Source organism: uncultured Psychroserpens sp. (assembly GCF_947494225.1).
Classification (GTDB): domain Bacteria; phylum Bacteroidota; class Bacteroidia; order Flavobacteriales; family Flavobacteriaceae; genus Psychroserpens.
Genome location: NZ_CANLUG010000002.1, coordinates 722246 through 748211, shown reverse-complemented (window position 1 = coordinate 748211; position 25966 = coordinate 722246). Strand labels below are relative to the sequence as shown.

Here is a 25966-nt window from a genome sequence, read left to right as displayed (position 1 = left end):
TTAATTGTTACGTTCGGCAACTGCAGTTTTTACCGTATTGTAACTCGATTTCAGAGCTTCAAATACTTTGGATCTAAACGACTGATCGAGATCATCCTCAACGTCTTGAAGAAGTGCATCGGCATCAACCGTTCGTGTTGTTTCGTTATATATTCGTTGCTTTAAAATATCTTTTTCCGCTCGCTTTAAAAGGTCTTCTATTTCTTCATCAGTTGCCGCTGTACCATCTGCATCTAATGCTTTGATTTGATTAACTACCTTAAGTACTTTTAACTCTTCCTGCGTCAAGGTATTTACAGCTATTGATGCTTTTTCTATATCCTCTATTCCCTTGTTCGGTTTATTTAAAGCAACCCTAGTATCTTGAGTATTTAAATTTTCTATAATAGATTTCTCTTCAACAATAGGAGCTTTCTTTTCTTCGGAAATTTGAGCCATTTTAATACGTTCTTTTTCAATTGATGTTGTTAAAGATTTCTCTGTATTAACGGCATTCGTATTTAAACTCTCGTTTTTAGTTGCGCTGTCAACAGCTACGTTTTCTTCAGTTGCTAGCTCAAAAGGACGATTCGCATCTTCACTTTTAATCTGTTCATTAACTTCAGTTTCTACTACGTTTGGTGATACTATTTGCTTTTCAGAAGATTTAAAAAATAACGTAGTCACTAGTAAAACACCAACAAAACTTGCCGCAATTCCTATATATAAGAACAAACTTCTAGAGCTCTTTTTATTTTGGGCATCAAGTTGTTCTGACAACTGGTTCCAAGCATCACTTGACGGCCGAATGGAGCGTTTTTCTAACTTGTCTTTTATATTTTCTTCAAATTTAATTGGTGCCATAACTTGTTGTATTTATGTCCTTAATTTTTTTCTGAAGCATCTGTCTTGCTTTAAACAATTGTGATTTTGAAGTGCCCTGAGAAATATTCAGGATCTCAGCGATTTCGTGGTGTTTATAACCTTCAATTGCATACATGACAAATACCATTTTATAACCTTCTGGAAGCTCATCAATGATTTGCTGAATTTGAGCCACTTCAATCTGAGATTCTACATTATTGTAGTGCTCGTTTGTGAATGTTTCGTCTTCAACTGAGAATTCAACATTTTTTTCTTGTCGTAAAAAAGAAATAGATTCTCTAACCATAATACGTCTTAACCATCCTTCAAAACTCCCTTCATTCTTAAAGGTTTTCAGATTAGTGAACGCTTTCAAAAATCCTTTTAACATCACAGATTCTGCATGCTGCATATCCTTTATATAATATCTACAAACACTTAGCATCTTAGGTGCATGAATTTCAAACAGTGTATGCTGAGCATCTCGCTTTCCTTTAGCCGCTTTTTTAATAAGCGTTGTGTTGTTTTTGTGATGTAATTGAATGACTTTCAAAATAACTTTCGTTTGGTCTTCTATTTATAAAGACGCAAGAATGATGCAAATGGTTGCCCAAGAATTAAAAAAAATTATATACAATTGATTATCAAATAGATAGAATCATTTTTTTCTATCAATAACATAATTCACCATTAGCTCTAGAGCTGTTCTATACTCAGATTTTGGATATGATTTTAATATAGAAAGTGCTTCAGTTTGAAACTGTCTCATTTTATCAATGGCATATTCTAGCCCGTTATTAGCTTTTACAAAAGCAATAACTTCTTTTACTCTCTTTTTATCTTTATTATGGTTTTTTACAGAATTAATAAGCCAAGATTTGTCCTTTTTAGAACAATTATTAAGCACATGAATGAGTGGTAATGTCATTTTTTGCTCTTTAATATCAATTCCTGTAGGTTTGCCAATAGCTTCTTCTCCATAATCAAAGAGGTCATCTTTAATTTGAAATGCCATACCTATAAGCTCTCCAAATTTCCGCATAGACTCCACATGATCTGAATTAGGTTTTACTGATGCTGCACCTAAACTACAACAAGCGGCAATTAAGGTAGCTGTTTTTTGCCTTATAATGTCATAATAAACATCTTCAGTAATATCTAATTGTCTAGCCTTTTCAATTTGAAGTAATTCACCTTCACTCATTTCTCTTACTGCCACAGAAATTATTTTGAGTAAGTCAAAATCGTTATTATCTATTGATAGCAGTAATCCTTTAGATAGTAAGTAATCACCAATAAGCACAGCTATCTTATTTTTCCAAAGTGCATTAATAGAGAAAAAGCCACGCCTACGATTACTATCATCAACAACATCGTCATGCACCAATGTAGCGGTATGTATCAATTCAATCACCGAAGCTCCTCTATAAGTACGTTCGCTCACCTGGCCATTATCTACCATTTTAGCAACGAGAAAAACAAACATAGGTCTCATTTGTTTTCCTTTGCGATTAACAATATAATGTGTAATCCTATTTAGCAACGCCACTTTACTTGACATAGAAAGTAGAAACTTTTGTTCAAAAAGTTCCATTTCATAGGTAATGGGTTGTTTTATTTGTTCGGTAATCTTCAATTAAAGTAAGTATTCAGATATGTATTTTACAAAATTACTAATAATGTCCGTATAGAAATTAATTAGTGATAATAATTAGTTAAAATTAGCATGTAAGAAATGGCTTATAGCATTATTTTGTATATTTAATTGTTAATTAATTAAAACTCTGAACTTTATGAAAAAAATTACTTTATTATTTTTAGCTTTAATCGCATTCAACTTCACGAATGCCCAAGACACGTGTGCAACAGCGGTTGCTGTGTCGGCCGATGTAACAGTGACTGTTGCTGGTGTAGATGGTAGTGACATACCCACGCCAGAGTGCGCCGCAAACGCAGCAGATCCAGATCCAAGAACTGCTGGAGAATGGTATACATTCACTGCTTCTGTTGATGGTATAGCAAATATTACATCAGATTTACCAGGTAGTGCTGGCGGAGATACACGTTTACATATTTACGAAGGAGCTTGTGGCTCATTAACATGTATTGGTGGAAATGATGACATTAATGGTGCAGCTGTAGGTGGAAATTATTTATCTGATGCTACATTTCTTGTAAGCAGTGGTGTTACCTATACATTTGCATGGGATGATAGATGGAGTGCTGGTGGATTTGATTTTATCCTTACTGAAACTGCTGTAGATTGCAGTACTGACAGTCCTTATTCTTATGATTTTGCAGACATAAATCCGTTAATAGCATGCTATACTATTGAAAATGTTGATGCCGATGCGACAACTTGGGGATACAACAATGGTAATGATTTTGACGGTGACGCCATGGATGATGGTGTTGGCTTAATTTTTCCACAGGCAGCAGGAGTAGCAAAAGATGATTGGTTATATTTACCTGTTTTTAATGGTGTAGCCGATGCAGAATATACATTTACCGTAATGTATAATGTATTTAATAATCCGGCGCCAGCAGCAGAGGAATCTTTTGATATTGTTGTTTTAGACTCTCCGTCTTCTGCGGCAGCTTCTCAATCTGTATTAGGTACTTACTCTGGTATTACGCAAGCTGGTGATCTAGCGTCTTTGATACAAAATGCTTATACCAGTACTGTAAGTTATACGCCAACTGCAGATGGCGATTTCTATTTTGCCATTCACTCAACCACTCCAGCAGCAAATAGTGGAATTATCATCTTATTTGATATCGCTGTAGATGCTACTTTAGGAGTTGAAGATTTTGAAACGAATGCATTCACACATTCTTATAATAAAACGACAGATGTGTTAACGCTTGAGTCTTCGGGTCAATCTTTTGATAATATTACCATATACAATATTCTAGGACAACAAGTTATTGACAAACAATTATCTCTAACGGAAGAGACGGTTCAAATGTCGTCTTTAAAAGATGGTGTTTATCTAGCTAAAGTTACCATAGAAGGCCAATCGAAAACCTTAAAACTTTTAAAACAATAAAACACGTTTCAACATAAAAAAAGAGCTACAGTTTGTAGCTCTTTTTTTTTATGTTTTGTTTGCCAATTGACCGCAAGCCGCATCGATATCTTTTCCTCGAGAACGCCTCACCGTAACCGTAATATTATGAGCCTCTAACATAGACACATACATATCTATGGCTTTAGAATTAGCTTGTTGAAACTCGCCATCATCAATAGGGTTATATTCAATTAAATTGACTTTACTAGGAGCGAATTTGCAAAATTTAATAAGTGCATCCACATCTTTTTTAGAATCGTTAATTCCATCCCAAACCACATATTCGTATGTAATTCTATTTTTTGTTTTAGCATACCAATACTCTAAAGCCTCTCTTAAGTCCTCTAAAGGAAACGTAGCATTAAAAGGCATTATGGATGTTCGGGTTTCATTGATGGCAGAATGCAACGAAACAGCTAGCTTAAATTTCACCTCGTCATCGGCCATTTTCTTTATCATTTTAGGCACACCAGATGTTGATACCACAATGCGTTTTGGCGACATCCCCAAACCTTCAGGCGATGTGATTTTTTCTATGGCCTTGAGCACATTCTTATAATTCATAAGTGGCTCTCCCATGCCCATAAACACAATATTACTAAGTGGTCTATTATGATATAATCTACTTTCTTTATCGATGGCCACAACCTGATCATAAATTTCATCTGGGTTTAGGTTACGCATTCGTTTTAATCGTGCTGTGGCGCAAAATTTACAGTCGAGACTACAACCTACCTGACTCGACACACAGGCAGTTGTTCTATTTTTTGCCGGAATTAAAACAGATTCTACTATAAGCCCGTCATGTAAACGCACTGCATTTTTAATCGTACCATCTGCGCTTTTTTGCATTTGGTCTACCTTAATATGATTGATTACAAAATGTGTTTCAAGTTTTTGGCGGGTTGCCTTTGAGATATTAGTCATATCCTCAAAAGTGTGAGCACCCTTACTCCATAGCCATTCATAGACTTGGTTTCCTCGGAATGCTTTGTCACCTTCTTTTACAAAAAAGTCTCTCAACTGTTCCTTTGTAAGCGCTCGAATGTCTTTCTTTTTAATGTCCATATATGTTGCAAAAATAGGGTAAAATTACCTGATGGTATGCCTAAATATTCAATGTATGTCTAGCATTAGTGATTGCAGCGGCATCCTTTTTATGCATTCTTAATAGGTTTGTCTTTTAATTCTAATCACTTAAGATAACAAACTATAAACGAAACATTAGAATTAACATAAAAAGATATAGCGGAAAGCACGACCCTTTAGGGGAATGCCCAAAATAAAAAAAGCCTTATGATAACACAAGGCTTTTAATACTATATTGTTTTGTATTAAATAATCAACATCGCATCACCATAGGTATAAAAACGATACTTTTCTTTAACAGCTTCTTCGTATGCTTCTTTCATAAAGTCATGCCCTGCAAATGCCGACACCATCATTAATAATGTTGACTTAGGTGTATGGAAATTAGTAATCATACTATTAGCTATACTAAAATCATAAGGTGGAAAAATAAATTTGTTTGTCCAACCAGAAAACTCATTTAGTGTTCCGCTTGACGATACCGAACTTTCGATAGCTCTCATGGCAGTAGTACCGACAGCACATACACGTTTTTTATCTGCAATTCCTTTATTAATAATATCTGTAGCTGGGCTTGTCACAAAAATTTCTTCGCTATCCATTTTATGCTTAGACAAATCTTCTACCTCAACAGGGTTAAAAGTTCCTAATCCTACGTGCAATGTTACTTCTGGCAACTCTACACCTTTAATTTCTAATCGCTTTAATAAGTGTTTAGAAAAGTGTAATCCAGCCGTTGGTGCTGCAACAGCTCCTTCGTTTTTAGCAAAGATTGTTTGGTAACGCTCTTCATCTTCTGGTTCAACATCTCTTTTAATATATTTTGGAAGTGGTGTCTGTCCTAGTTCTGTTAGTTTTCTTCTAAACTCTCCATAAGATCCGTCATATAAAAAACGAAGTGTTCTACCTCTAGAGGTTGTATTGTCAATAACCTCTGCTACTAAAGTTTCGTCATCACCAAAATACAGCTTATTTCCTATTCTAATTTTACGAGCTGGATCTACCAATACATCCCAAAGTCGTTGTTCTTCATTTAGCTCTCTTAATAAGAATACTTCAATTCTTGCCCCTGTTTTTTCTTTGTTTCCGTATAAACGTGCAGGAAAAACTTTGGTGTTATTTAAGATCATAACATCACCTTCGTCAAAATAATCGATGACATCTTTAAATAGTTTATGTTCGATTGTTTGATTTTTTCTATCCAAAACCATTAATCTGGATTCGTCTCTTATATCTGAAGGACGCTCGGCCAATAATTCTTCTGGAAGGTCAAAATTGAAGTGTGATAATTTCATATGTAATAGTTTTATTGATTTTAATAAGACTTAGAACATTTCCTTAATGTAATCGTAAAGGTTCAGTTGTGCTTATTTTTTGCAAGTTGCAAATATACAATCTCAACATAGGGGTTGTCAAGTAAATTGGTGTATTTATTTAGAAATTTTAAAACCTAGAGTTTTTAAGTCCTCCCAAAATGTGGGATACGATTTTGAAACTACCATAAAATCCTCGATATACAGGCTTGTTTTTAAGGCGAGAGGCGCAAATGCCATAGCCATTCTATGGTCGTTATATGTTTTTATGGTAACGTCTTTTTTGATATGTGCTGTTGCGTATAATTCTAAGGTGTCTTCTGAAATATCAACCTTTGCGTTGAGTTGCTCTAATTCATTTTGTAGCGCTACTAATCTGTCAGTTTCCTTTATTTTAAGTGTATGCAACCCGGACAGGTGGCAATTAACTCCTAAGCCAAGACAAGTTACTGCAATTGTTTGAGCAATATCTGGAGATTTATTAAGCTGAAATGCTACAGCCTTTTCTTGAATCTCTTCTACTTTTTTAAGTCTAATAGATTCATTTTCGAATGTGGTTTGAACGCCAAAGGTTTTATAGATATCTGCTAAGACGGCATCGCCTTGTAAAGACTCTTTTTTATAGGCTGTTAATTGGATTTCAGTATCAACTGGACTTAAAGCAACAATGCTATAAAAATAGGAGGCAGACGACCAATCGGATTCGACTGTGACATGGTGTGAATTCAAATCATTAGCTTTAGGTTTCACACTAATAATTTGATTTTCAAATGTGGTTTTAATTCCTAATTGATTCAATAAATTTAGAGTCATATTGATATAAGGAATTGATGTTATCTCTCCGTCTAAAGTTAATTCTAGTCCGTTTTCTAAACCAGACGCAATAAGCAATAATGCCGAAATGTACTGACTACTCACATTAGCCTTTAAAGTGACCTTATTTTTTACTAAATATTTGCCCTTAATTTTAAGCGGAGGACATCCATGAGTTTCGAGATAAGAAATATCGGCTCCTAGCTGGTTTAAGGCATCTACCAATATTTCGATAGGTCGTTCCTTCATTCTTTGGGAGCCTGTAAGAATAACTTCTCTACCCATTTGTTGTGCGAAATAGGCCGTTAAAAACCGCATAGCGGTTCCGGCATGGTGGATATCAATAACATCATCTACAGAATCTAAAGCCTTCTGCATGACCTTTGAATCGTCTGAATTTGAAATATTGTCTATCTCCAATTCTGGGTATAATGCTTTTAAAAGTAGTAATCTATTAGATTCACTTTTTGAGCCTGTTATTGTAATATGCGAGGTATTACGAATTGATGATTTATGAAGTTTTATAGTCATAAAAAAATTCCTGCCTAGGCAGGAATGGTTTATTTTAGTTTGTCATTATTATGATGCCTATCGTGATCTCGTTTTGTTTTTTTGTCCATTTTTTTATCGAAAGCACTTTGCAAATCTATTCCTGTTTGGTTTGCTAAACACAAAACTACAAAAACTACGTCTGCCAGCTCCTCTCCGAGGTCTTTATCTTTATCACTTTCTTTTTCGCTTTGTTCACCATAACGTCTGGCAATTATTCGTGCCACTTCTCCAACTTCTTCGGTAAGTTGTGCCATATTGGTAAGCTCATTAAAGTATCTTACGCCATGAGTTTTAATCCAATTATCAACATTGAGTTGCGCATTTTTTATGTCCATATCTAAACTTTTTTAAGAACCACTTGTTCTGATTGCTTCTCTACTATCATTTCAAAAAACTCTTTAAACACTTTATAGTCTGCCGAGTTAATAAAAGAGGTATTGATTTCTAAAGCAATATTAAATTGAAGAAAATTACCATTCTCTTTAACTCTATATGTGAATTTAGATTCACCGTCTTTAAATTCAAAGATACCACTCTCTGGTAATGATTCTACCTGATAGCCTTCAGGAATCATAATATTTATCATATACTTATCTTCAAAAGGGAAGATAAAATCAATAGGATACTGACGTTCTTCTAACTTAAACGGACACTCTTTTGTTGCCATAAAGAGCATTGGTGCAAAATATAAATTATCTCCAATTTCATCTATACCATCTTTAAGTGCATAGTTGTAAGATAACTTAACGGGCTCTGTAATATTTGTACCATTTTGGTATTCTATTTCAGTGACTTCAATATCCCCGTTGTTTTTTTCTAAACGCTTTCTATGCTCGTCATCACTAATTCCAGTGTTTCTTTTTCGATAAGACATTGCTAAGTGGTCTGTAATATTTCGTCTTACTTTTCCATTTACTGAGAAGTCATCGTTGATTTTCACATTTAACGCTGTAGACCCTTTAGCTTTCCCTGTTGGCCTTAATGACACCCATCTTGATGTGCCATCATCCTTTATGACACGACCTTGCCAGTTTAGAACACGTTGCGGTAATACATTAGGCATACTATACATTTCTGTAGCATCAAATAGAGCGTAACTATCTTGACTTTCTATCATACATATCACATAGTTAAAGCCCTTTCTTGTAGGAAACAATGGAACACCATGATCTTTAGTGCTTACTAAAACAGGTGATGCATTAACCCCTTGAGATCGCAGCATAGCAATAAGTAAAAGGTTAATATCTGCTACATTACCTTCGCCTTCTTTATACGCTTTCCTAGTGCCTTTATGAGTTCTAAAACCGTATAACCCATTCCATTTTACTTTGGATTTTATATAGGATTGTAGAATAAATCCTTTTTGAAAATCATCAGTTGCCGATGCCATGAGCGTTGCAATATCATCCTTAAAAAAGTTAGATTTATTGAGTTGGTTTCCAAAATCGGACCCATCATATATAGATTTAGATACATTTTCCCAATTAGAAGAAAAGGATTTCTCGACAGCACCATAACTATTTAAAATGGCTGATAGCTCTAAACTCATTTTGGCTCTATAGTTATCCATATTACCTGCGTATGCTTCTCCTTTTAAGGATGGTATATCAGTTTCATTGGCCGTTAGAACATTTACCTTATACTCAAACGAGCCGCTAGAATAATTCTTAACACTTCTTGAAGCTTGATTGTTTTGAACAGTTTTTTTATAAGTGGCTGATTTGTTTTCTGTAGAACTTTTAATGTCTGGATAATAAAAAGCTCTAGGATTCACTTTTTTATTATACACATAGTATTCTGGACTCGCTATTCTTAAATCTAGTTTATCAATTGGAATACTATATTGAAAAACAATATCATCAATGCCTAAAAAAGGAGATGTAACATTATAGACAAACTCTATAATGCAACCTTCTTTTACATTAGGCATCGTAATCGTATTAATTTCAATAAACTCATTTGCGTCTTCTTCAAAAATTCCATCTTTTTTTAGCTTGTCTTTTTGAATTTTCCCATCAATCAAGTTGTAAGTATAGCCTTTGAGTCCACTTAATCGTTCAATACTCCCTCCGTTTCCACGATATAGGAAGATTTTCTCAGTAGCATAATCAAAACCTTCTTTATCGTATATTTTTATGCGTTCATGTACTTCTCGTCGCTGCATAAATCCCTTTTCATCCGCAAATTCAAAATAAATATTTTCGTTTTTATACAATACAGCAGCACTAGCAGTTGAATCTATTGCATGTTGTTTTTGTTCTAACTCTTCTTTCGAGACTTTTCCAAATTTGTGATTTTGGGCATTGCCAGTTAAAGTAAATGCTACAAGGAGCATCGCGGTTAATAGTTGTTTCATGGTTAGATATTTAATTTAATTGGAGGTAAGTACGACTTTAGTTTTATCGTGTTTAACAATAGCAGACATAAATGCACGGAAATCATTATAGTCTTCTTTTGGGTAATAACCCTTGTTTAATATTTGAGTTCTTTTGTATACCAATTCGTGATCTGAGCGTTTTTCAATGGAAAACTTATAGACACCAAACTTATTAGAGATTTCAAAAGGTTTAGGCATAGCCTCTACCTTTAAACCAGCGTCTATTTTAATAACGAACTCATCTACGTCTTTATAACCTCTTTCAATTTGAAAATCTAGTGTTCGGTTTTCATAACGTGTTGGTATACCTTCTACTCTATTAAATGCATTGGGTTGAAACAATAGACGTTTCCCGCTTTTAGTTGCAAAATTAGATGATGATACGTCAACTTTTTCAGTAAATACGATATTCTCTTTGTCGTTAATAAACTCGATGTTTTTTACTGAAAGATTATTGATATGACTCCAATATTCTTTAAAATACAACTCTTGATCCCTCAACGGTTGGTTTTGAACACCCTCGTGTAAGGCATACTGGTAACCATAGGTTTTAATTGTAACATCTCCATTAATTTCTCCAGTTGCCGAAAGCGTCACATTAGCTTTGGTGCGTTGCAGATTATCCTCTTCGCCATAGGTTGTTGTATGAACAATTTTTCCGCCTTCAGGTGTAATCAACAAAGCATCACGATCATCTGTAAAACTAGCAATAAAACCAAACGGATTAGTTTGACTGGTACACTCTAACCAAATATCTTGATCTTCATTAGGTACACATAGCACTACATGATTTCCCTCGGTTGCAGAGAAATCCTTATCAACACTTGTTAAGTTTTTACCTCCATAAATGACAGCATAGTGGGCTTCTACACCTACTTCTTTTAGTAAGGCCTTTGTATAATTAGACAAGCCTTTACAATCTGCATAACCTAAACGTTCTACATCTTCGGCGAGCATAGGTTTCCAGCCTCCAATACCTACTTGAACACTAATATATCTCGTTTTTTCTTGCATATAATTATATACAATTTTTGCCTTTTCTACAGCTGTTGTTGCATCTTTAGTGAGGTCTTTAATTTCGATTTTAATCTCTTCTGGAAGTGACTCTGTACCTGTTAGTAACTTATCGTACATCCATTTTCCGAAATCTTCCCAGTTGTTATTAATTCCTCTAACACCTTCCATTTCAAATTCGGTTAGTGCAACTCTCAAAACAGGTGCAAATGTTGCAAATGCAGGGCTATAGGCTTCAGGCTTTATTGCCATCAAGTTTTTAGCTTTATAATGCAAGTCACCAAGTGTTTCAATATCAAAGTCTTCAAAATTAACAGCTTTTGTTTTTAATTCAACACCCGAATTATTAGTGACGTTATACTCAGAGTTTTGTGTACTCGCATAAAACCCTTCAATGGGTCTCCAACTTGGAAAAAATGCGGTGCTATTATACTCCACTTCAACCTCGTATAACACAGTATACGGATAACTAATAGGTGTATAATCTAAATACTTAACACGATTATCCGAATATAAAGTTCCGCCGCTAACAGCACTTACATCTTCAAAATCTCTTTCCTTAAATTTCTTGATTTCCTTGCCATTTTTATCAAAAACCCTTGCCTCCAATGACTTAATTTTTATATGTTCGTCATAAGACTCGACTGTGCCTTGATAACGTATTCCCTCTTCATTAAAAACAGTCACTATACGTTTTCTTTTATATAAAAACTTATTGTAAGCCTTAACCTCAATGGCAACATTATCATATCTAATTACAGCGTTAGACTTTGTATATAAATGTAAAGGAATTGTAGACGATTTGAGCAAATCGTCATCTTGAGCTATTACTACAGATGATAAAAGCATCAAGCATAGTGTGGTCAAAAATTTGAAGGGCATTTAGTTTAGAGTTTTTGTTTAATAGCTATATCAAATATAGCAGTTTTATTTTAACGTTTTGTGTAAAAAACCGAAAAGCATTACGCCACTACAATATAGAATTTTTTCTCTTTCTAAACATATAAAATGTCAATAAAATTATGATACAAGGAATCCCGATATATTTTATTTCACTCATAATAACCTGAAGTCCCCATTCTGAAAAAAACTTCTCGATACCAATTGGAGACACCTTAATTATTCTAAAAGGAAAGAAGTATCTCGAATTTTCAAAAGGAATAAAAAAACCAACCCCTTCTCCTCCAGTGGTCATAGCATCTAATAAGGCATGAGAAATCGTGGATAAAAATAGGACTATAGCGAAAATTAACTTTCTCGTTTTACCAAAGAAAACAGATAATAAAACACTCCAAATTAGAGCAAACAGTATGGAATGTGTAAAACCTCTATGTCCTAAAGGATGTAAATAATCGACACCAAACTTAAATGCCAAAATATCCAAATCTGGAAGTATCGCCGAACCAATAGCAAGTATCATTAAAAGTTTATTGGACTTTGAGTCTAAAATTTTTGCTGTTGTATAGGCGACGAGTCCATGACCAAAAATTGATGCCATTAAACTCTATTTTTAGTATCGATAACAATGGTAACAGGACCATCATTGAGAAGTTCAACCTTCATATCTGCTCCAAAACGACCTGTTTGCACAGCTTTACCTAAATCGTTTTCCAATTGTTTTATAAAGGCTTCATAAATTGGTATAGCAACATCTGGTTTTGCCGCATAGATATAACTTGGTCTATTTCCTTTTTTTGTACTTGCATGCAGTGTGAATTGACTAACAACAATAGCATCGCCCTTCACTTGCATTAGAGAATTATTCATGACACCATTGTCATCTGAAAAGATTCTAAGATTGGTTATTTTATTGCATAGCCACTTAATATCGTCATGAGTATCCTCATTAACAATTCCTAGAAGAATGAGTAAACCCGATTGAATATTGGCTACTTTTTCCCCTTCAATCGTTACCGAAGCTTTTGATACGCGTTGGATAACTGCTTTCATTATCTGTTAAAGTTGTTTGTATATTCCTCTTGATAGTATTTCAGGTTTAGAACATTTAACTTTTGAAGCTCATGCTTAACATCGGAAACCATTCCCATAGTTGCACCTTTTTCTATTTTCAGTTTAACGTAAAACTTTGCTAATTGAAGCGAATCTAAGTCTTTGGTTTTATCGTAATAGGCGTGAGGTATTTCTGAGAGTTCTGCGTATTTATCGTCAATCACTATTCTTTCATCGGTATCAGCATCGATATAGATTGTCATAAAAAATGGTTCTTCGAAAGCACAAGAATACAAGCAAAAACCTAAAAGTAAACAAGCTAGTTTTCTCATTCGTTATCCCAGTTATCGGTTCTATAATGTTCGTCTTCTCCTTCAATAATTTGAAGGTAACTTCTATATCTAGAAAAGGCAACTTCATCTTTATCTAGTGCATCTTTCACTGCGCATTTAGGTTCTTCTAAATGAAGACAATTATTAAACTTACAGTCTTGTTTTAATTCAAAGAATTCTGGAAAATAGTCCCCTACCTCCTCTTTATCCATATCTACGACACCAAATCCTTTTATACCAGGTGTATCAATAATTTTAGCATCAAAACTTAAATCGAACATTTCGGCGAAGGTCGTTGTATGTTGTCCTTGACTGTGTTGTGCTGAAATGGCTTTTGTTTTAAGTTCTAAACCAGGCTCTATGGCATTTACTAAAGTAGATTTTCCAACTCCCGAATGGCCAGCGAACATACTCACCTTACCTATCATAAGTGATTTTACTTTATCTACATTTTTTCCTGTCTCTGCTGAAATCCCTATGCATTCATACCCGATTTTTCGGTAGACATGAGCTAAATAACGCACCTCATCTAAGGTCTCTTCATTATAAGTATCGACCTTATTAAACAGTAAAATAGTTTTAACAGAATAGGCTTCCGCTGTCACTAAAAACCGGTCTATAAAGCTGGTGAAAGTTGGCGGATTGTCAATAGTGATCAATAAAAATACTTGATCGATATTGGATGCAATTATGTGGGTTTGTTTTGAAAGGTTTACCGATTTCCGGACAATATAATTACTACGATCATGGATATTATGAATCACACCTGTAGTTTCGTCATTATTGGTTTCTAACTCAAAATCAACACTATCGCCAACAGCAATAGGATTGGTACTTTTTATGCCTTTAAGGCGAAATTTTCCTTTGATTCTACATTGATATGTAGCGCCCAAATCGGTTTTAATGGTGTACCAGCTTCCAGTTGATTTATAAACAATTCCTGTCATTACAACAAAGATGCTAATAATTAGCTTTTAAACCAATAAAAAAGACTGTCGGTTACCAGCCTTTAAACATCTAAATTCGAATTGCTTTTTTTGAAGCTATCGTTTTTCCGCTGGATTGTAAGTTGATGATGTAAAGTCCTGAAGGCTGATTAGACAAATCAACACTAACCGTTGAGTTAAAGTTTTTATATGTTTCTTCTAAAATAATTCGACCTGATAAATCCGCCACTACAACATTAACATCAGAGACATCATCTGTAGTCTTTAGGTTAAATATGCCATCTCTTGAAGGGTTTGGAAACATCTTAACTGCGTTTCCTTTCTTACTGTTATCTTGTCTTTGGCTTTCATCACTCTCAACATAACAATCACATAAAACTCTGGTCGTACCACATCTTATTGTTTTTCTACAGTAGACAGCTTCATACGCAACAACTACAACGGTCTCTAATGACTCATAATCATTTAAGACAATTTGAAGGTCTTTTTGTTTGCCTACCACAATCTCTTTTGTGCGATATCCCAAATTTGATATTTGTAAGGTATCTGTAGATTTGGCTTCAATAGTAAAATGACCTTTGTCATCGGTTAAAACGCCTTTATTAGAATGTTTAATAATAACATTCGAAAAAGGCACATTTCCGTTGGCATCTGAAATTGTACCTTTAATTGTTGATTGTCCGAAAGAAAGAAATACTGAAAGCACTGTCAATGATAGTAATATCTGTTTCATAGTTATATGGTATTGGTTTATGAATCAAACTTAGTTGATACTGCAAACAACCAAAACCTACAATGAGTGAATGGGAGGTTTCATTGAGTAAAAACAGTGTTCAGCATTTACGAACAGTTCATTCCCTATAAAAGACACTTCACTTTTGCATTTAGTCGCCTCACTTCTTTTTTCGTTTTAAAATGATTTTCTGCACATATTTTTGTTGAAGAATTATGCAATAATGCTGAAAAACTATTAAAATTAAAAACGATGGATACATTAAAAAAGACATTTGGAATTGGCGTGTTATTATGTTTATTCTTCTTCCCTAACAACACTATGGGCCAAAAGCGTCAAACATCAAAAAACAGAACTGTAAAAACTGAGAGATCGCACAACAATGACCGAGTAAACACAACTCACAGAAGACATGATAGTAGGTACAGAACGCAACCCGTGAGAAGAAATCCGCATTACAGATATCCACATCACAGAAGAATAGTAAGAACTTTGCCTGTTAATCATGTTAGAATAAGTTTTAGAGGCTTATCATATTTCTATTACTCAGGAATATACTATACCTTATATGGAGATCAGTATATTGTTGTAATGCCTCCAAGAGGTTTTAGGATAACAGTATTACCTGTAGGTTACACAAGACTTGTTGTAGGTCCTTCGATTTACTTTTATCATTCTGGCGTGTACTATATAGAATCTTCAACCACTTCAACGGACAATGATGGAAAGTATGAAGTCACTCAACCACCTGTTGGTGTCATTTTAAATCATATTCCTGAAGATTCTAAAGAAGTTGTTATTGATGGCAAAACCTTATATGAATACAATGACATTTTATATAAAAAACACAAAAGCCAAGAAGGAGACATCACTTATGAAGTGGTTTACAGTAAAACGAATAATTAACATATAATCCATTAACAATGAAATATTCAATTCAATTTATAATACTGGCTCTTTGTTTTAGTATAAGTACTAGTGCTCAAAATGTAAAAGAGGGTATTCAAAACACTAGGCAAATCCAAGAAGGAAAGAAAAACCTTGAACGAGACACCAAAGAACTGCAAACTTTTAATGCAAAATTAGCCCTACTCAATAAAGCATTTGATTCTGGAAATTCGGAAAAGACAAATGCTCTAAAAAAGGATATCCTTCAGGACATGACAAGAGAAGTTCAACAAAGTGGTATAAAAGCTAAAAAAGCGCGAAAAGAAATCGCTCAAAGCTCCGCTGAAATACGGTCTGACAGACGTGAAATTCGAGATAATAAAGACGACTCAAAGAAAGATCGTTTTGACCGACGTGATGATAAAAAAGACATGGCAAGAGATCAAGCCAATAAAAGAGATGACAAGCGAGATAGACGTGATGACATTAGAGATTTTGAACAGCAAATAGAAAGAGCTCAGCAACAGGCATCCATTTTAGAGACTTTAAAAAATTACAATTTTGTTTTTAGTGATAAAGATTTAGCTGTATCAAACAAACGACTCTTTTTAGATTTTGCTAATACTATGAAACAGGATCTAGAGTCGACAAAACGAGAATTGTCAGAAGATATGAGAGAACGAAGGGAGGACAGTAGAGAACGTCGTGACGACAGAAATGAACACAGCGAAAAAGACACAAAACGAAGAAAACGAAGAGGATAACTTTAAAGTCAAAAATAAAAGCCTTCATAGACATATGAGGGCTTTTTTATGCCTTAAATTTTAGAAAAATAGTTCACTCTTTCTTTAGTACACTTCACCTCTAAAATTGGTCGTTTCGGTTTAAAAACCTCATAAAACACTATTAATCAAGGCTACATTTGTATAAGAAATCAAAATATAAACACACTTAAAATCACGCTTTATGAAATTATTTAGATCAAATTTAGAAAAGAAAATTACAGGTTTATTTAAAATCAAAAACTACGAAAAAAGAAAAAGATTGACTTTAAAACCTTTATATCAAAATAACGACGAAAGTCACCTATTCATTTAAAAACAGTAATACCATTAAAACCTTAGAAATCATGAAAACATTTAAAATCACACTGAGCATCATTACACTCTCAATACTCTTAGTTGGATGTTCGTCTGTAAAAGTCACAGACTCATGGAAAGATGTAAGAACATCAAATATAGAGAACAAAAACATATTGATTGTAACCGAAAGTAACAACCAAGTTATTAGAACAACTTTTGAAAAAGATATCGTAGAACAATTGAGTAAAAAAGGATATAAATCTTTAGAAAGTTTTAAAATGTTTCCTTTTCTTAATTCAAATGACACATTAACAGACGAGCAGCTTAGAGACATAAAAAAAGAACTTAGCAACTCTGGCATTAACATCGTTGTAAAGACAGTTTTAAAAGACATTAACGAATATTCCAAGACCTATACCGAAGGTGGAACAGTATACTATCAAAACACCTATCCCACTTATTATTTTGACGGATACCATCGTAGGCTTTACAGGTCATACAGAACCATTTACTTAAATGTAGAACCAGAAACGACGACGACATATACGAGTAAAGAATATATTTTAGAAACTTCAATTTACGACCTAACGCAGCCTGAGCATCAGCAATTATCATCTGTAATTACCTCAGTTGTGGATAATCCAAAAGACATAGAAAAAACATCTAAAGACTTTTCGAAAAAATTAGTTAAGGAGTTAATTCAATAAAATAGATTGATTGGTTAGTTTGACAGCTGCTTGAGAGTATTAAAAAAGCTCTTGGGCAGCTTTTCGAAACTAACCAGACGGATTCAATTATAGATCCAAATGATATTACCGTTGATGAACTTCGTTATGACATCGAACTTCTAGAATTAGGCTTATAAAAACAATACAAACCCTGAATGATTAATAGCGTATTTACTTCGAGACTGTCTTACCGGGTTGGGCAGTCTCTTTTATTTCAATTATAAACAATCTAAAACCATATATTTTGATTAATTTACCATTTTATAAAACAGAAATAAGACATTGGGTTTTGAAAACTAAAAGCGTAAAACAATCTACTCTATTATATATCGCTCTATTGATTTCTTTTTTAATCAATTTACCTAGGGTTCTTGATTTATATGATATAATAGATAATTTAGGCAAGTCATTTGACCAAGTCTCCGTCAATGATATTATCACCAGATCTTTTTTCCTATTTATATACTCATGGCTTGGTTTACAGCTAAATACAAGCTGGAGTTTTACATATTTTAATTATAGTAAAATAGCAAACACTGTTCTTACTGTAATAGCAAATATATTCTTGTTTTTTATATTAATATTTAGCTTCATTTTTGTGCATGAAAAAACGACAGGCAACCTTATGAATTCTTCAGATAAGGGCCTAACTTATTTCGTTTATTTTATCATCTTAGTCATTGTTATCTTTATATCAAGACTATTGAGATTTCAAATTATTCATCGTGAGGATCTTGCCGAAAAAGAACTATTAAAACGTCAAAGTTTACAAAATGAACTTTCGGCTTTAAAAAATCAAATAAACCCACATTTCTTATTTAACTCATTAAACTCATTAAACTCGTTGGTGCGAGAAAATGAAGAAGCCACAACATTTGTAAATAAGCTCTCTTATATGTATCGTTATATTTTACAAAGTGGACAACAGGATTTGGTAGCGCTCAGCGAAGAGTTGAAATTTCTAAACAGTTATATCTACTTAATCAAAACGAGATATCGAGATCGATTTAGCATTGATATTGACATTGATGAGAGTTTTTTAAATCAGGACATCCCTACATTAACCTTGCAACTATTGGTTGAAAATGCCATAAAACATAATGAGATTTCAGAAGAGAAACCATTACAAGTTAGAATCTATGTTAAAAACCATGAGTTAATCATAGAAAACAAAATACAACCTAGATCCACCTTTGTACATAGTACAGGTCAAGGTCTAGCCAATATTAAAAAGCGCTATGACTTGCTGAAAGAAAAAGAAATCAAAATAAGCAACGCAAATCATATGTTTAGTGTAAAACTACCCTTAAATTAGTATCTTATGAAAGTAGTTATTGTAGAAGATGAAATTGCTGCAAGCGAGAACCTAGTGTATTTATTAGGCAAAATAGATTCTGAAATAGATGTTCTTAAAACTCTGGATTCGGTTAAATCATCGGTTGCCTATTTTTCGAAACATACAGAAGCCGATTTAATTTTTATGGATATTCATTTAGCCGATGGTATCTCATTCGAGATTTTTAATCAGGTAGAACTCAAAACGCCCATTATTTTCACTACTGCTTATGATCAATATGCCATTCAGGCATTTAAAGTAAATAGCGTAGATTACATTTTAAAACCCATCAATGAAGAAGAATTATTAGAAGCCTTAGAGAAATTTAATGCTACTTTCAAATCAACAAAACCTGCTTCAAATGATATTGATGGTTTACTACAAATGTTACAGACTAAAACAGCACAATTTAAATCTACTTATCTGGTTCAGAAAAGAGACGAATTAGTTCCTATAAAAACAACAGATATTGCATATTTCTATATTGAAACAGGAATTGTGAAGGCCACCACATTTAGCAATCAATCTTATATCATAAATAAGAAATTAGAAGATATTGAGACAGAATTGAATCCGGATAATTTTCACCGAATCAACAGACAGTTTATAGTAAATAGAGCGTCTATTGTAAATATCAAATTCTATTTCAACGGCAAACTTATTGTCAATGTTAATCCGAACTTTAATGAGCGTATTGTAGTGAGTAAAGCTAAATCCAGTGAAGTAAAAAACTGGATTAATTCCTAATTCATTTTAATTCACAATACTTAAATGTCACTTCACTTCCGATTTAGGTCGTTTCACTTTTATTTTTCATTTTAAAGCGAGTATCCACAGTACTTTTGGGGTATAATTTAAAACGAAAATATTATGAAAACTATCAAATCAATCGTATTCGGAATCTGTGTATTATCATTTATAAATGTCAATTCACAAAACTTGTCTCAAAAGCAAATAGAACGACAAAAAAATAAGGTAGAACTCTTTAGCGTTCAAGAATTCTCAAATCTTCATTTTTGGTTTCACAACAAAGTTCAAGACTTAAAACTCTCTAATGATGTTGAAGAACAATACAGCTACATTATATCAAAGTATACTTATAAAATGTCGCGTTTAGATGATAAAGATTCTACATACAGCTACAATGAAATGGTTCAAGAAATTCATGTGTTGATAGATAAAACAAACACGGACTTAAAACCTATTTTAACCCAAAAACAGTATCGTGAAAACGTAAAAATCATGAATACTTTTAAAGAGTTAGTACTTAACAAACTTGAGTTAAAATACTCTCAAAATGTTAATCAATGAATAAGCTGTACATGATAAAAATTGTAGAACGTATAGAAAGGGTGATTATATTAACCTTACTATTCTCGCTCTTGGCTGTTGTGTTATACGCGACTATTGTATTTATAAGTTTACTTTTTGGCGGTATTATAGTTCAATTTCAGGACTCGTTCTCTCAAAATAATATCCTTACGCATTTACATAAAATATTTGGAGGTTTTATGCTTGTCTTGATTGGAGTTGAATTAGTCCATACAGTTAAAATGTACCTTAAAGAAGATGTTGTTCATGTTGAAATTGTACTACTAGTAGCCTTAATTGGAATCTCCAGACACGTTATTGATCTAGATTTCAAACATCTCGCCCCTTTAACTCTGATAGGCATAAGCTCTCTAATAATAGTATTGTCATCTGGTTATTATTTAATAAAAAAAGGAATGCGAATAAAGAAGTAAAAAAAAGCCTCAATACATTGAGGCTTTTAAATTTATCCGTTAATAATTTTTTCTTGATGATTAATTGATTCTTGGTGAATGGCTTTAAAGACGCGTAAAATAAACTCTTCGCTTAAGTTCTTTTCTTCCCCTTGTAAAATCATTTTACCCAAAATTTCGTTCCAACGTTTTGATTGTAAAACAGCAACGTTATGATCCTTTTTTAATTGACCAATATCGTCGGCAACATTCATACGTTTTCCTAGCATTTCAATTAACTGATGATCAATCACATCAATTTGAGTCCTCATGGTATTAATCCTATTTTTAAACTCGGTAGCTTCACCTACTTCTTTACGAATTCTTAAATCCTCAGTGTACTTAACTAATGTTTCTGGCGTAATTTGTTGTGCTGCATCGCTCCAAGCATTATCTGGGTCAAAATGCGTTTCAACCATTAAACCATCATAGTTTAAATCGAGTGCTGTTTGACACAAATCAAAAATGATATCACGACGACCCGCAATATGAGAAGGGTCTAAAATCAAAGGCAGGTCTGGAAAACGGTTTTGTAAATCCACCGCAATTTGCCATTCGGGATTATTTCTATAACGTGTCTTCTCATAAGTTGAAAACCCTCTATGAATCACCCCAAGGTTTTTAACATCGGCCGTATAAAAACGTTCTACAGCGCCTAACCATAAGGCCAAATCTGGGTTTACCGGATTTTTAATCAGTACTGTTTTATCTGTTCCTTTTAAAGCATCTGCAATCTCTTGTACAATAAAAGGGCTAACAGTCGTACGCGCGCCAATCCATAAAATATCAACATCATGTTTAAGCGCTAAGTCTACATGATTCGCATTTGCCACTTCGGTAGTGATCATCATCCCTGTTTCTTCCTTAGCTTTTTGCAACCATTTTAGACCCAGTGCACCAACGCCTTCAAAATTTCCAGGACGCGTTCTCGGTTTCCATATACCAGCTCTTAGCACAGTAGCATCACTATCTTTTAATTGGTGTGCAATTTTTAAAACTTGCTGCTCGGTTTCGGCACTGCATGGCCCCGCAATAACAAGCGGATGTTCTAACCCAAATTTATCTAACCATGCTCTCAATTCTTTCTTATTCTCCATAATTTCTATTAAGCAATTCCTTTTAATATCTCTTTTATATGATTTGTATTTTTCATTTCGTTATAAATCTCTTCAAAATCATCGGCTTCCATATAATTTTTAAAGCGTTTTAAATTAGCAATATATTCATCTAGTGTTTCAATAACATTAGTTTTATTCTGTTTAAAAATTGGTGTCCACATATCTGGTGAACTTTTAGCTAGGCGTACTGTACTTTCAAAACCACTTCCAGCCATATCAAAAATATCGCGCTCATTTTTCTCCTTTTCTATTACTGTTTTTCCTAACATGAACGAGCTTATGTGCGATAAGTGAGAAACGTAAGCTATATGTTTATCATGTGCTTCTGGATTCATATACCGAATACGCATCCCTAAGTCTGAAAATAACGCTAAAGCTTTCTCTTGTAACTTAAATGCGGTTTTTTCAACCTCACAAATAATATTAGTTTTCTTTTGAAACAAATACCTTATTGCTGCTTTTGGACCAGAAAATTCTGTACCTGCGATAGGGTGTGTAGCTAAAAAATTACGTCTTCTTTTGTGATTTTCAACAACTTTACAAACTGGAAATTTGGTAGAGCCCACATCAATAACCAAAGTATCATCAGAAATAAGGTCTAAAATTTTAGGCAACTCTATAACACTCTTATCAACTGGAATAGAAAGTACAACCAAATCTGCATGTTTTAAATCATCATAAGTTGCGGTAGCATCAATAATTTTAAGAGCTAAGGCTTCTTCTAAATGAAAGGGGTTAGAATCAATTCCAAAAACGCTAATATTCTTCGTATTAGATTTGACATCTAGTGCCAAGCTACCTCCTATTAATCCAACGCCAATAATGTAAATGTTATTCATATGTTACGTTAATCTAGCTAATGCTTCTTCTAATTCGTCCTGAGATGCGCACAACGATATTCTAATATATCTATCACCATTGCTTCCAAAAATGGTTCCTGGTGTTATGAAAATAGATTTTTCTCTGAGTATGACATCAATATATTCTTCGCCATTCAAATAGTCTGGTAATTTGGCCCAAACAAATAGTCCTGTGGCACCTTTATCATAAGTACAGTTAAGTGCTTCAGCAATTTTCCACACGATTTGTCGTCGTTGTTCATACACGCTATTAAGGCTCAAAAACCACATATTAGAACAGTTTAATGCTTCAATGGCGCCTTTTTGAATTCCTAAAAACATCCCTGAGTCCATATTACTTTTTACGCGTAATACAGCATTAATATATTCACCTTTGCCTACTAACATGCCAACACGCCAGCCTGCCATATTAAACGTTTTACTAAGTGAATTTAACTCTAAACACACGTCCGATGCACCATTATATTTAAGGATACTTCTTGGGTATTTATTTAGTATAAAGCTATAAGGGTTGTCGTTAACAATTAATATATTATTGCGTTTAGCAAAAGTAATTAGGTCTTCAAATAGCTTATTAGTAGCAGGAGCTCCTGTTGGCATATGCGGATAATTAACCCACATTATCTTAACATTTTCAACGCCTCTTTTTTCTAATGCAATAAGGTCTGGCAACCAATTGTTCTCTTCAGTTAAATCGTAGTGTACAGGGACGGCTCCAACCAATTTGGTTACCGACTCGTATGTTGGATAACCAGGATTAGGAATCAATACCTCATCACCAGCATTTAAAAATGCCATCGATATGTGTAAAATACCTTCTTTACTTCCCATAAGTGGAAGGACTTCACTCAAAGGGCTCAAAGACACATTAAAATGTTTTCTGTAAAAAGTAGTAATAGCTTCTCGTAATTCTGGAATGCCTTGGTAGCTTTGATAGGTGTGAGCAGCTTCCTCATTAAACGTTTCTACCAACGCATTAAGAACACGTTCGGGCGGATTTAAATCTGGGCTACCAATACCTAAATTAATAATTGGTTTTCCTTGAGACTCAAGTAACCTTACTTCTCGTAATTTTTTGGAGAAATAGTATTCTTCAACAGTTTGTAATCGGTTAGCAATCTGAATCATTGTCTTGCGTTTTTATATTCTCCCAATACTTTAAATTCTTGAGCCATAAGGTTCATTATGGATTTAGCTTTATCGAAATCTGAATAGTTATCGAAAGTCAAATCCACAAAAAAAGCATACTTCCAAGGGGTTTCAATTTTTGGGAGTGATTGAATCTTCGTTAAATTTAACTTACAATCACTTAATACATTCAAAATAGTCGCTAAACTTCCTCTTTTATGGTCTAATTCAAACTTAACTGAAGCCTTATTGATTTTATCTTCTGAAATTTCAGAATTTTTTGTCTTTACAATGACAAATCGCGTCTCGTTATGTGGTATGGTTTGAATACTTTCTGAAATAATGTCGAGTTCAAACAATTGAGCTGCCAATTTTGAAGCAATCGCTGCCATTTTTTTTATTTGACCTTTCTGAATGCGTTGGGCCACCTCTGCCGTATCCTTATCTTCAATAAGTTTAATATGAGGATATTGTTTAAAAAACGTTTTACATTGTAACAATGCCATAGGATGCGAATGCACTTCTTCAATATCATGAATAGATTGATTAGGCATGGCCATGAGGTGATGCTGAATATCTAAATAGTGCTCACCCACAATATGCAAGTCCTCCGAATCTATTAAGGCATAATTAGGAATTATAGAACCTGCAATCGAATTTTCAATGGCCATAATCGCGGCATCACTGTTTTGAGACAACAAACTATCTACAGCTTTATCAAACGTTAAACACTCATTAACGGTCACTGAAGCATCAAAAAATTGTTGTGAAACAATATGATGAAAAGATCCCTTTATTCCTTGTATGGCTACTGATTTTATCATAAAAAAAGTCTCGATTTTCATCGAGACTTACATTAAATTTATTTCTAATAAATTATACATATAACGTCTCTCTCTTTTCGCTAAAAAAGAAATAAAACCAGTTATAATATGTATAATTTAATGTATTCATGTCGTTATTGAATTGCTAATGTAATTATTATTTTAAGAAATCAAAATTGTTATACCATATTTTTAAGTTTAACGTTTCAGTTTTAAAGAATTCTTAATTTAAAGGACAGCATTAGTTATAATTGCTATTTTTGAATAAATAAATTGATATATGTCTATTGAAGTTGAAAACATCTCTAAAGTATATGGTGAACAAAAAGCCCTTAACAGCATTTCTTTTTCTGTAAAGAAAGGAGAAATTGTTGGCTTTTTAGGTCCAAATGGCGCAGGAAAATCTACGCTTATGAAAATACTAACTACATATATCAATGCTTCCAATGGTGTTGCCAAGGTAAGCGGGTTTAACGTTGAAATTAATAAAAAGGATGTCCAAAATAATGTGGGCTATCTCCCAGAACATAACCCTTTGTATTTAGACATGTATGTCAAAGAATACCTAAGTTTCAACGCAAGTGTTTATAAAACGCCTAAATCTAGAATTAATGAGGTTATAGAATTAACCGGACTCACTCCCGAAGCACATAAAAAAATGAGTCAGTTATCAAAAGGGTACAGACAGCGTGTTGGTTTAGCCAATGCTTTGTTACACGATCCATCTGTATTAATTTTAGATGAACCTACTACTGGTTTAGACCCAAATCAATTGGTAGATATTAGACATCTTATTAAGAATATTGGTAAGGACAAGACTGTTTTTTTATCAACGCATATTATGCAAGAGGTAGAAGCAATTTGTGATCGTGTCATTATTATCAATAAAGGTGAAATTGTAGCCGACAAAAAACTCAAGGAACTTAGAGATGACAGTGAACAAACCGTTATTGTAGAGTTTGATTATCGCGTTGAAGATGCTTTTTTACTGAAACTTCCTAATGTTAAAAATGTCGTAAACACACATGATTTTATTTATGAAATCACCTTCTCTACAACAGAAGACATGCGCTCTCATGTGTTTGATTTTGCACATGATAATCAATTAAAAATTCTCCAACTCAATCAAAAAAATGCAAGTTTAGAAAGTTTGTTTAGAGAATTAACTTCATGATGTCGCATTAGATATTGTTAAAACTTTAATA

General features: G+C 33.6%; 27 protein-coding genes. 9 read left to right on the top strand and 18 right to left on the bottom strand.

Going from position 1 to position 25966, the window contains the following annotated elements; all coding sequences use genetic code 11:
- The 3 genes from Q0893_RS07415 to Q0893_RS07405 all read right to left on the bottom strand — a co-directional run bounded on the left by Q0893_RS07415 (position 1) and on the right by Q0893_RS07405 (position 2479).
- Entirely contained in the window at positions 1–843 is an 843-nt protein-coding gene (locus tag Q0893_RS07415; RefSeq protein WP_299273943.1) for a hypothetical protein, read from the bottom strand.
- The gene (locus Q0893_RS07410) at positions 830–1396 is read right to left on the bottom strand and encodes an RNA polymerase sigma factor (protein ID WP_298900225.1); all 567 of its coding nucleotides are present in this window, start codon (positions 1394–1396) and stop codon (positions 830–832) included. Before Q0893_RS07410 ends, Q0893_RS07415 begins: the two co-directional genes overlap by 14 nt.
- Positions 1397–1501: 105 nt before the next feature.
- Positions 1502–2479, bottom strand: coding sequence for a polyprenyl synthetase family protein (locus Q0893_RS07405; protein ID WP_298900226.1), 978 nt, complete (start codon positions 2477–2479; stop codon positions 1502–1504).
- Between the two features lie 157 nt (positions 2480–2636).
- Between Q0893_RS07405 and Q0893_RS07400 the strand changes: the two genes are divergently transcribed.
- The gene (locus tag Q0893_RS07400; RefSeq protein ID WP_298900227.1) at positions 2637–3893 is read left to right on the top strand and encodes a T9SS type A sorting domain-containing protein; all 1257 of its coding nucleotides are present in this window, start codon (positions 2637–2639) and stop codon (positions 3891–3893) included.
- A 48-nt stretch (positions 3894–3941) separates the two neighbouring features.
- Here Q0893_RS07400 and rlmN read toward each other — a convergent pair whose 3' ends face one another.
- From rlmN to Q0893_RS07345, 11 genes are all read right to left on the bottom strand, one after another.
- Positions 3942–4982: a 23S rRNA (adenine(2503)-C(2))-methyltransferase RlmN gene (rlmN, locus tag Q0893_RS07395; protein ID WP_298900228.1), complete on the bottom strand. Its 1041-nt coding sequence runs from the start codon at positions 4980–4982 to the stop codon at positions 3942–3944.
- A gap of 266 nt (positions 4983–5248) precedes the next feature.
- Complete coding sequence (gene queA / locus Q0893_RS07390) at positions 5249–6298, bottom strand: tRNA preQ1(34) S-adenosylmethionine ribosyltransferase-isomerase QueA (RefSeq protein WP_298900229.1); 1050 nt, start codon at positions 6296–6298, stop codon at positions 5249–5251.
- Between the two features lie 135 nt (positions 6299–6433).
- Complete coding sequence (locus Q0893_RS07385; protein ID WP_299273937.1) at positions 6434–7660, bottom strand: 3-phosphoshikimate 1-carboxyvinyltransferase; 1227 nt, start codon at positions 7658–7660, stop codon at positions 6434–6436.
- Between the two features lie 29 nt (positions 7661–7689).
- The gene (locus tag Q0893_RS07380) at positions 7690–8016 is read right to left on the bottom strand and encodes a nucleotide pyrophosphohydrolase (RefSeq protein WP_298900231.1); all 327 of its coding nucleotides are present in this window, start codon (positions 8014–8016) and stop codon (positions 7690–7692) included.
- A gap of 2 nt (positions 8017–8018) precedes the next feature.
- Positions 8019–10037, bottom strand: coding sequence for a hypothetical protein (locus tag Q0893_RS07375; RefSeq protein ID WP_299273933.1), 2019 nt, complete (start codon positions 10035–10037; stop codon positions 8019–8021).
- Positions 10038–10052: 15 nt separating this feature from the next.
- Positions 10053–11954 carry a DUF3857 domain-containing protein gene (locus Q0893_RS07370; RefSeq protein ID WP_298900233.1) on the bottom strand — a complete coding sequence of 634 codons (1902 nt, stop codon included), beginning with the start codon at positions 11952–11954 and terminating at the stop codon, positions 10053–10055.
- 88 nt (positions 11955–12042) lie between these two features.
- A complete protein-coding gene (locus Q0893_RS07365; RefSeq protein WP_298900235.1) occupies positions 12043–12570 on the bottom strand; it encodes a metal-dependent hydrolase in 528 nt (175 codons plus the stop codon).
- Positions 12570–13022: a D-aminoacyl-tRNA deacylase gene (dtd, locus tag Q0893_RS07360; protein WP_298900236.1), complete on the bottom strand. Its 453-nt coding sequence runs from the start codon at positions 13020–13022 to the stop codon at positions 12570–12572. The genes Q0893_RS07365 and dtd overlap by 1 nt, the downstream gene beginning before the upstream one ends.
- Positions 13022–13285, bottom strand: a complete 264-nt coding sequence (locus Q0893_RS07355) for a hypothetical protein (RefSeq protein WP_298900237.1) — start codon at positions 13283–13285, stop codon at positions 13022–13024. The genes dtd and Q0893_RS07355 overlap by 1 nt, the downstream gene beginning before the upstream one ends.
- 65 nt (positions 13286–13350) lie before the next feature.
- Positions 13351–14301: a ribosome small subunit-dependent GTPase A gene (gene rsgA, locus Q0893_RS07350; protein ID WP_298900238.1), complete on the bottom strand. Its 951-nt coding sequence runs from the start codon at positions 14299–14301 to the stop codon at positions 13351–13353.
- Between the two features lie 70 nt (positions 14302–14371).
- Positions 14372–15034, bottom strand: a complete 663-nt coding sequence (locus Q0893_RS07345) for a carboxypeptidase-like regulatory domain-containing protein (protein WP_298900239.1) — start codon at positions 15032–15034, stop codon at positions 14372–14374.
- A 252-nt stretch (positions 15035–15286) separates the two neighbouring features.
- Here Q0893_RS07345 and Q0893_RS07340 point away from each other — a divergent pair, with 252 nt between their 5' ends.
- The 7 genes from Q0893_RS07340 (at position 15287) to Q0893_RS07310 (ending at position 20813) form a co-directional block, all read left to right on the top strand.
- On the top strand, positions 15287–15940 hold the full coding sequence (locus Q0893_RS07340; RefSeq protein ID WP_298900240.1) for a DUF6515 family protein: 654 nt from the start codon (positions 15287–15289) through the stop codon (positions 15938–15940).
- 17 nt (positions 15941–15957) lie between these two features.
- Entirely contained in the window at positions 15958–16686 is a 729-nt protein-coding gene (locus tag Q0893_RS07335) for a hypothetical protein (RefSeq protein ID WP_299273926.1), read from the top strand.
- Between the two features lie 365 nt (positions 16687–17051).
- Positions 17052–17711, top strand: a complete 660-nt coding sequence (locus Q0893_RS07330) for a hypothetical protein (RefSeq protein ID WP_298900243.1) — start codon at positions 17052–17054, stop codon at positions 17709–17711.
- A 646-nt stretch (positions 17712–18357) separates the two neighbouring features.
- The gene (locus Q0893_RS07325; RefSeq protein ID WP_298900244.1) at positions 18358–19047 is read left to right on the top strand and encodes a sensor histidine kinase; all 690 of its coding nucleotides are present in this window, start codon (positions 18358–18360) and stop codon (positions 19045–19047) included.
- A 6-nt stretch (positions 19048–19053) separates the two neighbouring features.
- Positions 19054–19815, top strand: coding sequence for a LytTR family DNA-binding domain-containing protein (locus Q0893_RS07320; RefSeq protein WP_298900245.1), 762 nt, complete (start codon positions 19054–19056; stop codon positions 19813–19815).
- A gap of 123 nt (positions 19816–19938) precedes the next feature.
- The gene (locus Q0893_RS07315) at positions 19939–20379 is read left to right on the top strand and encodes a hypothetical protein (protein WP_299273919.1); all 441 of its coding nucleotides are present in this window, start codon (positions 19939–19941) and stop codon (positions 20377–20379) included.
- Positions 20376–20813: a phosphate-starvation-inducible PsiE family protein gene (locus tag Q0893_RS07310; protein WP_299273916.1), complete on the top strand. Its 438-nt coding sequence runs from the start codon at positions 20376–20378 to the stop codon at positions 20811–20813. Before Q0893_RS07315 ends, Q0893_RS07310 begins: the two co-directional genes overlap by 4 nt.
- 32 nt (positions 20814–20845) lie before the next feature.
- Here Q0893_RS07310 and Q0893_RS07305 read toward each other — a convergent pair whose 3' ends face one another.
- From Q0893_RS07305 to Q0893_RS07290, 4 genes are read right to left on the bottom strand one after another with little or no spacing between them, the layout of a single operon-like run.
- Positions 20846–21928, bottom strand: a complete 1083-nt coding sequence (locus Q0893_RS07305; RefSeq protein ID WP_298900248.1) for a bifunctional 3-deoxy-7-phosphoheptulonate synthase/chorismate mutase type II — start codon at positions 21926–21928, stop codon at positions 20846–20848.
- A gap of 8 nt (positions 21929–21936) precedes the next feature.
- Positions 21937–22788: a prephenate dehydrogenase gene (locus Q0893_RS07300; RefSeq protein ID WP_298900249.1), complete on the bottom strand. Its 852-nt coding sequence runs from the start codon at positions 22786–22788 to the stop codon at positions 21937–21939.
- A 3-nt stretch (positions 22789–22791) separates the two neighbouring features.
- Positions 22792–23937: an aminotransferase class I/II-fold pyridoxal phosphate-dependent enzyme gene (locus Q0893_RS07295; RefSeq protein ID WP_298900250.1), complete on the bottom strand. Its 1146-nt coding sequence runs from the start codon at positions 23935–23937 to the stop codon at positions 22792–22794.
- A complete protein-coding gene (locus tag Q0893_RS07290; RefSeq protein WP_298900251.1) occupies positions 23934–24761 on the bottom strand; it encodes a prephenate dehydratase in 828 nt (275 codons plus the stop codon). The genes Q0893_RS07295 and Q0893_RS07290 overlap by 4 nt, the downstream gene beginning before the upstream one ends.
- A 280-nt stretch (positions 24762–25041) precedes the next feature.
- On the opposite strand from Q0893_RS07290, the gene gldA reads away from it, so the two are divergent.
- Positions 25042–25935 carry a gliding motility-associated ABC transporter ATP-binding subunit GldA gene (gene gldA, locus Q0893_RS07285; protein ID WP_298900252.1) on the top strand — a complete coding sequence of 298 codons (894 nt, stop codon included), beginning with the start codon at positions 25042–25044 and terminating at the stop codon, positions 25933–25935.
- The last annotated feature ends 31 nt before the right edge of the window (positions 25936–25966 follow it).

Coding starts and splice junctions, on each gene's coding strand:
- Q0893_RS07415 (WP_299273943.1), bottom strand. CDS start 843: ATGGCACCAATTAAATTTGAAGAAAATATAAAAGACAAGTTAGAAAAA.
- Q0893_RS07400 (WP_298900227.1), top strand. CDS start 2,637: ATGAAAAAAATTACTTTATTATTTTTAGCTTTAATCGCATTCAACTTC.
- rlmN (WP_298900228.1), bottom strand. CDS start 4,982: ATGGACATTAAAAAGAAAGACATTCGAGCGCTTACAAAGGAACAGTTG.
- queA (WP_298900229.1), bottom strand. CDS start 6,298: ATGAAATTATCACACTTCAATTTTGACCTTCCAGAAGAATTATTGGCC.
- Q0893_RS07385 (WP_299273937.1), bottom strand. CDS start 7,660: ATGACTATAAAACTTCATAAATCATCAATTCGTAATACCTCGCATATT.
- Q0893_RS07380 (WP_298900231.1), bottom strand. CDS start 8,016: ATGGACATAAAAAATGCGCAACTCAATGTTGATAATTGGATTAAAACT.
- Q0893_RS07375 (WP_299273933.1), bottom strand. CDS start 10,037: ATGAAACAACTATTAACCGCGATGCTCCTTGTAGCATTTACTTTAACT.
- Q0893_RS07370 (WP_298900233.1), bottom strand. CDS start 11,954: ATGCCCTTCAAATTTTTGACCACACTATGCTTGATGCTTTTATCATCT.
- Q0893_RS07365 (WP_298900235.1), bottom strand. CDS start 12,570: ATGGCATCAATTTTTGGTCATGGACTCGTCGCCTATACAACAGCAAAA.
- dtd (WP_298900236.1), bottom strand. CDS start 13,022: ATGAAAGCAGTTATCCAACGCGTATCAAAAGCTTCGGTAACGATTGAA.
- Q0893_RS07355 (WP_298900237.1), bottom strand. CDS start 13,285: ATGACAATCTATATCGATGCTGATACCGATGAAAGAATAGTGATTGAC.
- rsgA (WP_298900238.1), bottom strand. CDS start 14,301: ATGACAGGAATTGTTTATAAATCAACTGGAAGCTGGTACACCATTAAA.
- Q0893_RS07345 (WP_298900239.1), bottom strand. CDS start 15,034: ATGAAACAGATATTACTATCATTGACAGTGCTTTCAGTATTTCTTTCT.
- Q0893_RS07340 (WP_298900240.1), top strand. CDS start 15,287: ATGGATACATTAAAAAAGACATTTGGAATTGGCGTGTTATTATGTTTA.
- Q0893_RS07335 (WP_299273926.1), top strand. CDS start 15,958: ATGAAATATTCAATTCAATTTATAATACTGGCTCTTTGTTTTAGTATA.
- Q0893_RS07330 (WP_298900243.1), top strand. CDS start 17,052: ATGAAAACATTTAAAATCACACTGAGCATCATTACACTCTCAATACTC.
- Q0893_RS07325 (WP_298900244.1), top strand. CDS start 18,358: ATGAATTCTTCAGATAAGGGCCTAACTTATTTCGTTTATTTTATCATC.
- Q0893_RS07320 (WP_298900245.1), top strand. CDS start 19,054: ATGAAAGTAGTTATTGTAGAAGATGAAATTGCTGCAAGCGAGAACCTA.
- Q0893_RS07315 (WP_299273919.1), top strand. CDS start 19,939: ATGAAAACTATCAAATCAATCGTATTCGGAATCTGTGTATTATCATTT.
- Q0893_RS07310 (WP_299273916.1), top strand. CDS start 20,376: ATGAATAAGCTGTACATGATAAAAATTGTAGAACGTATAGAAAGGGTG.
- Q0893_RS07305 (WP_298900248.1), bottom strand. CDS start 21,928: ATGGAGAATAAGAAAGAATTGAGAGCATGGTTAGATAAATTTGGGTTA.
- Q0893_RS07300 (WP_298900249.1), bottom strand. CDS start 22,788: ATGAATAACATTTACATTATTGGCGTTGGATTAATAGGAGGTAGCTTG.
- Q0893_RS07295 (WP_298900250.1), bottom strand. CDS start 23,937: ATGATTCAGATTGCTAACCGATTACAAACTGTTGAAGAATACTATTTC.
- Q0893_RS07290 (WP_298900251.1), bottom strand. CDS start 24,761: ATGATAAAATCAGTAGCCATACAAGGAATAAAGGGATCTTTTCATCAT.
- gldA (WP_298900252.1), top strand. CDS start 25,042: ATGTCTATTGAAGTTGAAAACATCTCTAAAGTATATGGTGAACAAAAA.